Genomic DNA, 7651 nt, shown 5'->3' on the forward strand with positions numbered 1-7651 from the left:
TGTACTGGAGTCGATAGAGACTCCTAATCTCAGTTCAACGTATTGAAAGTGGCAATAAAAAAGCGCCCTAAGGCGCTTTTTTATTGCTTCATTTTAAATTAATTAGTTTTGCTTTAAGGCTGAAGGTGGTTGATTAACCATTTTACCGTATTGATCTGCCATCACCTCAACCAAACCATCTAGATGAATGTATTTTTGAATGACCGCATCAATGTCTGCTTTGGTTAATTTCGCAATCGCCTGATCACGTGCTTCACGTTCAGCCAAAGTACGACCATGTTCCATTTGTGGAATCAGCATCGAATGGATATTGCGCTCATCTTCTAAAGAGGTGACACGTTTTTTCAATATGCTCGCTTTAGCCGCTTCTACTTCCTGCTCAGTTACGCCCTTGCTGAGCATGTCATTTAACACTTTATGCACAGCTTGTGACACTTGTGCTGACTTACCTGCTGTGTAATTCGCCCCAATTCCCAAAGCACCAGAGTCTTTCCAACTGCTCAAGCTCAAAGAACTACTAAAACCATAGACCAGTGCATTCTTTTCGCGGAGTTCTTGCGCTAAACGCGAAGACAATTGCGAGTCACCTAAAATATGACGGAACACTTGCAAAGCAGGCGTATCTGCGTGGTATGAGCCCACTGGGAAAGATAATACAGCCTGATAGCTACCAAATTCACGTTGCTCCGAAAGTGCATGAACTTTCGTTGCTTTTAATGCTGTATAGTCAGTTTCCAAGCGCTCAAAAGGCTCTTTAGTCGACCACTGCGAAAATTCTTTTTTCAAAAATTTCTGCATGTTTTTGGCATCAAAATCGCCAGTCACAGCAATATTTACCCGCTGAGTTTTAAAGAACTGTTGATACAACTGCATCACTTGCTCACGTGTAGCTGCTTCATACTGCTTTTTCACTAAATCAGGTTCAAAGTGATAGCGTAAATCACCCGGTTGATACTTTTCCAACATCCGTGATAGGGTCATGCCTGCTACGGTATCAGGCTCTGTATATGGACGATCTAAACCCGATAAGCTCTGGGATTTAATTAAATCAAACTGGCTTTGCTCAAAAGTTGGCGCGGTCACTACGGCCATAAAGTATTTAAAAAATTCGTCAAATTTTTCTTTTTTGGCTGAAATATTTAAACTTAGACCATTAGAACTTGCACTGACTGACGCACCACCACCACTTTCAATAATTTTATCTGTGATGTTTTGCAGGCTTTGCTCAGCCGATGCCCTAAACAACAAATATGCAGTGAGATCTAACACCTCACCTTTATTCATGAGGGATTGCGCTGTACCAAAGTCCAAGGAAATAGTCGCATAGGTCTTGTCATCACGTGTCTGTGTTGGGAACAGCGCGTATTGAATGCCATTTTTAAGTTTACCACGTTGAATTTGTTGTTCTTTCGAAGTCAAATAACCTTTCGATTGTTCAACATATTGTTTTACTTCCGCTTGATAGGAAGCGACATCTTTTAGTGGTTCTTCAGTCTGTGTGGTCGCGCCTAAAGTTTTGGCAGGCTCTGCCACCTTTTGTGTTTGTGCTTTTTTCTGATCTTCAGGTGTAGGTAAAATATTACCAACAATACGATTTTCAGGAACTAAAAAATCCTTATAGGTACGATTGACTTCATCGACTGTGAGTTTTTGCAAATCGTCTAAATCTTTAAAGTATTTAGACCAATTACCATCATAAGCGACATAGTAATCACTAATTCGTGTACCCAATGCAGCTGCATTATTTTTAATTGAATCGGCCTGATTACGCGTCATAGCCTTAACACGATTGAGCTCTACTTCATTAAATGCTTGGCTTTGTTCAACACCTTTATTTAAAGTTGTTTGAACTTGTTGAGCATTTTGGTTTGGCGCATATACTGCCCCCATAAATACCAAGTTAAAATCACGGTCTAACCACGTACTGGACTGCACACCGTTGGCGATACCACTTTCTACGATATCTTTATACAAATGACCACTCGGTTGCAGTGAATAAAGTACAGGCGATGCAGATAAAGCCGTGGTGATTGAATCATTTGCACCATTCAAATAAATATTGAATTTGGCTAAATCGCTACCCTTTTGTACGCTAAATTCACGTTGTTTGATATCTTTACCGCGAATAGTTGGCACAATAGTTTGCGCAGGTACAGTACGTGAAGCAATCGGGCTAAATTGCGCATCAATTTGCTTCAATACTGCTTGTGCATCAAATTTCCCAGACAGCACCATCACCGCATTATTCGGCGCATACCAAGTACGATAAAACTGATTCAATTCTTGCATCTTAATAGATTGCAGTTCTTTTAAATCACCAATAGGCAAACGCCCTAAATATTGGTTGCCATAGGCTGATTTAAATATTTGATCCATCAGCACTGAAAATGGCTGATCTAAACGAATTTCACGCTCACGCTTCACAATTGCAATTTCTGAAGGTACATATTTTTCTTGTAAAACCAACTTGTCCATTCGCTCAGCTTCTAAATGAATCACTTCATTGAGTACGCTCTGCTCAGGACGAATAATATTGGTATATTTTGTCGAATAGTAATCTGTACTGGCATTGGTGCCTAATGTGTACTGATCCAAACGACGCTGAAATTCTTCACCTTTAATATTTTTTGTGCCTTTAAAGGCCAAATGTTCTAGCAGATGCGCCAGCCCCCCTTTACCTTGCGGATCATTTAACGAACCTGTACGGTAAATCGTATTCATAAATACTTTATTTTCTTTATCATTCGGCGCAAGAATAATTCGAAAACCATTGTCTAATGTATATTCTTGAATGTTATTGTCTGTTTTGATCAAAACAGGTTGAGCAAGCACTGTGCCAGTCGAAGCTAATAAAACAAGCGACAGCGTGAGTTGTGTTAAACGCATATTTATTTATTGACCTTCATGTAACATTTCAAATGTTTTACGACACAATTATAAGAGAATGATTCTCATTTTATGGCATGTTTTGTAGTATTTTTTTCATAATTTTGTCTTTTAAGCACTGCTTTCATTCATTGTATGCATGATTATCTTCATTTGAATAATCGTGCATACAATTTAGAATTTATATCGTACTTAAAAGACTCATCATAAAATATAGATATCACAATTAAAGGATATCTACATCAATTTCTGCCTGCATATATAATTTTGCATAGCCAGATATTTCAATCCGATCATTACCTAATAACGTACAATGGAGTTCTCCGCCACGTTTAGACGCTTGATAAGCTGACACAGTGCTTTGACCTAGCTTATCTGCCCAAAGTGGTGCAATTGCCGTGTGAATTGAACCCGTAACAGGATCTTCGTCAATTCCATTGGCTGGCGCGAAATAACGTGATACACAGTCGTACTGTTGCCCCAATGAAGTAATAGCAACATCTCGTGGCGATTGTGTCTCCGATGCTGTAATAGCTGTCCGTATTTTTCCTAAGGTTTTTAAGAGCTCTAAATTGGGCTGTTCATCTAGTACATCTTGTACGGTTTCGTATACCACAATATACGCCTGCGTATTTAAATACACATGTTTAAAGGGCTTCGTTAAAGCTTGGCGAAGTTCATCAGGATACTCTGTTACAAGGCTAGCTCTGCGCTGTGGAAAATTCATTTTGATTTTGCCATCAGCTTCTTGCTCCACAATAAAAATACCCAAGTTTTTCACATGAAAATGAATTTTTTGGGCTTGCGTGTAGTCTTTAAACAGTACAAAACTGCTGGCCAAAGTGGCATGGCCACAAAAATTGACTTCAGTGGTTGGGGTAAACCAACGGATCTCAAAATTTTCTGCATCTATTGGCTTTACAAAAGCCGTTTCAGATAGGTTATTTTCCATGGCAATATTGAGCATCAGCTCATCGGTGAGCCATTCATCCAACACCAATACCGCAGCTGGATTGCCCTTAAACAAAGCTGCCGTAAAAGCATCTACTTGATACATTTTCATTGTATAAATTCCAAATAACCTATGTGTATTTTATGAGCTTTTATGCATGCATATCATCTAATATGCTATATGTTATGTAACGACTCGCCAAACTTTTAATCCGCTATTTATCCTAATTATGAATGAGCTCAATTTAATTCCTCATATACTGCCCGTACCTCTGGAAAAAGCCTATCGCTTACTTAATCATGGCCCAACGGTTTTAGTATCTGCGCAAGATCAAACACATATAGGCGTAATGACTGCTGCATGGGCCTGCCCTGTCGAATTCAAACCTGCCAAAGTGAGCGTGGTACTCGATAAAAGCACCATGACCCGAACCATCATTGAAAATTCAGGTTACTTTGTTTTACAAGTTCCCAATCTAAAACAACTCAAAATGGTTTATGCACTCGGCATGATGAGCCAACACGATGCGCCTGAAAAACTTCGCCAATGTGGCGTGAATCTATTCCATTTTCCACATTCAACACTTCCCGCAGTTGAGGGTTGCTCTGCATGGTTATTGTGTACATTAATAGTCGAACCTCACCATCAGCAGCAACACGATTTGTTTATAGGTGAAGTGATCCATGCCTATGCAGATGAACGTATATTTAAAGATGGGCATTGGTTATTTGATCAAGCCTCAGAAGATTGGAAAAGTCTACATCATGTTGCGGGTGGTCATTTTTACACGATTGGCCATGCAGTATCGGTTGAATAAACCTGTTCCGTATCACTTTAAAAAGCACAGAAATTTCCCTGTGCTTTTTAAAGCTAACTGTTAATCTTTCCACAGCAAAATAATATTAATTAGAGCTTCGAAGTCAGAGGATTAGGCTACTGCTGTAAATAGGCTTTGGTTATATTTTGTCGCATTACGATTTCAGTATTTACCTGAATAGCCATTGATTTTACAACATGCTATCTTAAGACATCCCTATTCTTCTTCGACCCGATAAATGACTTATAAAATTCACTGTATCGACGTTAAAAACTCATTACAAAACTATATTTGGTTGCTTGAGCATCAAGAAAGTTCAGAAGTTCTCGTGGTTGATCCAACAGAAGCAAATCTAGTTGAAGAATATTGTCAGTCACACCAACTTAAACTTGCACAAATCTGGTTAACGCATTGGCATAAAGACCATATTGGTGGCGTGCCTGAACTGGTTGCAACACGCTCTATTCCAGTGTTTGGTCCACGCGAAGAATTGTCCAAAATTCCATTTATTTCTGATGCGCTGATGCATGAACAAGTAATCGAATTTCATGACCTAAAAGTTGACATTATCGCTGTTCCTGGGCATACCCTCGGGCATATTGTGTATTTTATAGATGCACTGGATGCCATGTTCTGCGGTGATACCTTGTTTGCTATGGGATGTGGGCGCGTTTTTGAAGGCACTCATCAACAAATGTTCCATTCTTTGTCGCGTCTAGCCGCTTTACCGCCCCAAACAGCCGTATATTGCACCCATGAATATACCCTTTCAAATGCACAATTTGCTTTGCATGTAGAACCACATAACCTAGCCATTCAACAGCGCGCCGAAGATGTACAACGTAAACGTATGCTTGGTGAATGCACATTGCCTAGCCGTATAGACATCGAGTTAGAAACTAATCCATTTTTAAGAGCTGAGAGTGTGGAAGAATTCCAACGCTTAAGAGAATTAAAAGATCACTTTTGATTGCGATTAAAGCTCAAATAAAGCCCGCTCTTTATTGCGATTGGTTTTTAAATTCATCCATAAACGGACGTAACGCCATTTTAAGCAACATTTAAAAAGTACTTTAATATCGTCTATTACTTATAAAATTTGATTGCTTTGTGCGTACAAGTCTAACTCTGCTTGCGTCACTACACGCATGGCATACATTTCGTCTACACGTACTAATAATAAACCGCTTAATGCAGGCTGGTAACGACGTGCACTGCCAAATGGCGTATAGGCAACTTTCGATTCAGTCGAAAATACCAACCAATCTTCATGGCCTAACATCACGCCTACAGCTTGAAGGCCCTGCTGCTGCATCGCATTTATCTGTTCTTTTACCTGAGTTTCAATCGTGGTTAGGCTCATTACACAGCTCTTACATACAAAGTGATCTTAATATTATGGAAGTATAAGTGCTCCGCATACAATCTAAATCACTTTTCATGCTTCACTGCTGAATAAAACAACATTAAACACAAAAACCTATAGCTGGCTAAATTAGATAAATCGCCATTTTTATACCCTCTTATACCTTCCAATTTTCACAAGCCCGTACACACTGTGAATCTCACTTTATGTACCATATTGCATGTTTTAAATAGCGGAATGAATCTACATCGTAGTGAGTAAAAAGGGATCTCGCTGAAGCATGGTCATTTGGCTTTTCAACACTTTGTAGCAAAGATTAATATATTTAGTTACATGATTAAAATATCTAAAAATATGAAAGATTTGTTTCATTCTACTCATACCAAAACGCGATTATTCGATGAAAAAATATTCAAAATAAAATATTTTATATAAAACTGAGTTAACAGACCTTTAAAAATGATTTGTATGTCCCTATTAATATTTTAAGATGGATATGGAGTTCGCCTGTGAAAAAAGTGGTTAAAGCAAAGAATCTAATCGCCTTCCGCCTATGGTTAGAAAAACTCGGTTATAGCGTACGCAACTTGGCCGATGGACGTGGTTTTACTTTCAGTTTTAAAAAAGAATATGGTTTAGTCACCTATGAACTTGCAGGAAATGCTTTAGCGATGCAACTAGGTGAAGAATTTGAGGATCACCTCAAGGCTTAAGCAATGCTAAAAGCCCTTTCAACCATTTTTTGAATTACATCTACCGCTCAATCAAATAGGGAAAGTTTGATCAGCTCAATTTATTATTCTTCATTAAGCTTGGATTATTCCAAGCTTTTTTATATATTGCATACGGTATAGATATATCATTTTCAGCACACGTATATTTGCAATTTCATTGCATGTGAAATCTCAAAAGCCTAGATCGAAACTTTGGCTTTAAATTTTAACCTCTCATATAGTCTGATATGATTAATAATAATTCTTAATTAAGATATTTATATGCACGAATCAAAAGATAAAGATTTAGCTATCGCATATTGTTTACTAATTTTCTGTGGATTCTTAGGTATCCACAGGTTTTATTTAGGAAAAAATATCAGTGGCATTTTATTTATTCTTCTTTCTTATTCGTGTTTAGCCTTTTCACCTGCAATCGTGTTCGTGACTATTTGGCTCATTATAGATCTTTTTCTATTGCCAACCTTCGTTAAGTCCGCAAACACTTTTCAATATAGCGCCATTTAACATCATGGCTGCTATACAAACTTGTATTGTATGCCACATATAAAAATAGCTACGTCTAGAATATTAAATTACAAATGCTAGCCATAAAAAAAGGCAAGATGAATATATCATCTTGCCTTTTTTGTATCTTGGTGGGGACGGAGAGACTCGAACTCTCACACCTTGCGGCGCTGGAACCTAAATCCAGTGCGTCTACCAATTTCGCCACGTCCCCAATGGCTGGGTATATTATAGAGATAGAATGCTGATGACAAGCGCTTTTCTAACCAATCAAACATTTTTTTATCATAAAAACAGCAATTAACTTATTTTATTTTCACCGCCCTACCCAATCTTAAACGGTTTATGTCAAACACCAAATTTTAGGCAATAAAAAAGCAAGGTCTATA

7 protein-coding genes and 1 tRNA gene are annotated in these 7651 nt (G+C 38.2%); 4 read left to right on the plus strand and 4 right to left on the minus strand.

The window, feature by feature from the left end; genetic code table 11:
* Positions 1-102: 102 nt before the first annotated feature.
* Positions 103-2886 (minus strand): M16 family metallopeptidase, encoded by a 2784-nt coding sequence (locus tag D9K81_RS15550; RefSeq protein WP_120373471.1) that lies wholly within the window; start codon positions 2884-2886, stop codon positions 103-105.
* Positions 2887-3112: 226 nt separating this feature from the next.
* Positions 3113-3949 (minus strand): PhzF family phenazine biosynthesis protein, encoded by an 837-nt coding sequence (locus tag D9K81_RS15555; RefSeq protein WP_120373472.1) that lies wholly within the window; start codon positions 3947-3949, stop codon positions 3113-3115.
* A 118-nt stretch (positions 3950-4067) separates the two neighbouring features.
* Here D9K81_RS15555 and D9K81_RS15560 point away from each other — a divergent pair, with 118 nt between their 5' ends.
* Together D9K81_RS15560 and gloB are read left to right on the plus strand one after the other, a co-directional pair.
* Complete coding sequence (locus D9K81_RS15560; RefSeq protein ID WP_120373473.1) at positions 4068-4655, plus strand: flavin reductase family protein; 588 nt, start codon at positions 4068-4070, stop codon at positions 4653-4655.
* Between the two features lie 238 nt (positions 4656-4893).
* Positions 4894-5625 carry a hydroxyacylglutathione hydrolase gene (gloB, locus tag D9K81_RS15565; RefSeq protein WP_120373474.1) on the plus strand — a complete coding sequence of 244 codons (732 nt, stop codon included), beginning with the start codon at positions 4894-4896 and terminating at the stop codon, positions 5623-5625.
* A 120-nt stretch (positions 5626-5745) separates the two neighbouring features.
* Here the strand turns inward: gloB and D9K81_RS15570 are convergent, their stop codons facing one another.
* Positions 5746-6018, minus strand: coding sequence for a hypothetical protein (locus D9K81_RS15570; protein WP_120373475.1), 273 nt, complete (start codon positions 6016-6018; stop codon positions 5746-5748).
* Between the two features lie 512 nt (positions 6019-6530).
* Here D9K81_RS15570 and D9K81_RS15575 point away from each other — a divergent pair.
* Positions 6531-6734 carry a hypothetical protein gene (locus tag D9K81_RS15575; RefSeq protein WP_120373476.1) on the plus strand — a complete coding sequence of 68 codons (204 nt, stop codon included), beginning with the start codon at positions 6531-6533 and terminating at the stop codon, positions 6732-6734.
* A gap of 282 nt (positions 6735-7016) precedes the next feature.
* Positions 7017-7262, plus strand: a complete 246-nt coding sequence (locus D9K81_RS18860) for a TM2 domain-containing protein (protein WP_120373477.1) — start codon at positions 7017-7019, stop codon at positions 7260-7262.
* Positions 7263-7391: 129 nt separating this feature from the next.
* Here D9K81_RS18860 and D9K81_RS15585 read toward each other — a convergent pair.
* Positions 7392-7476: transfer RNA gene (locus tag D9K81_RS15585), tRNA-Leu, on the minus strand.
* Between the last annotated feature and the right edge of the window lie 175 nt (positions 7477-7651).

Source organism: Acinetobacter chengduensis (assembly GCF_003664645.1).
Lineage (GTDB): Bacteria > Pseudomonadota > Gammaproteobacteria > Pseudomonadales > Moraxellaceae > Acinetobacter > Acinetobacter chengduensis.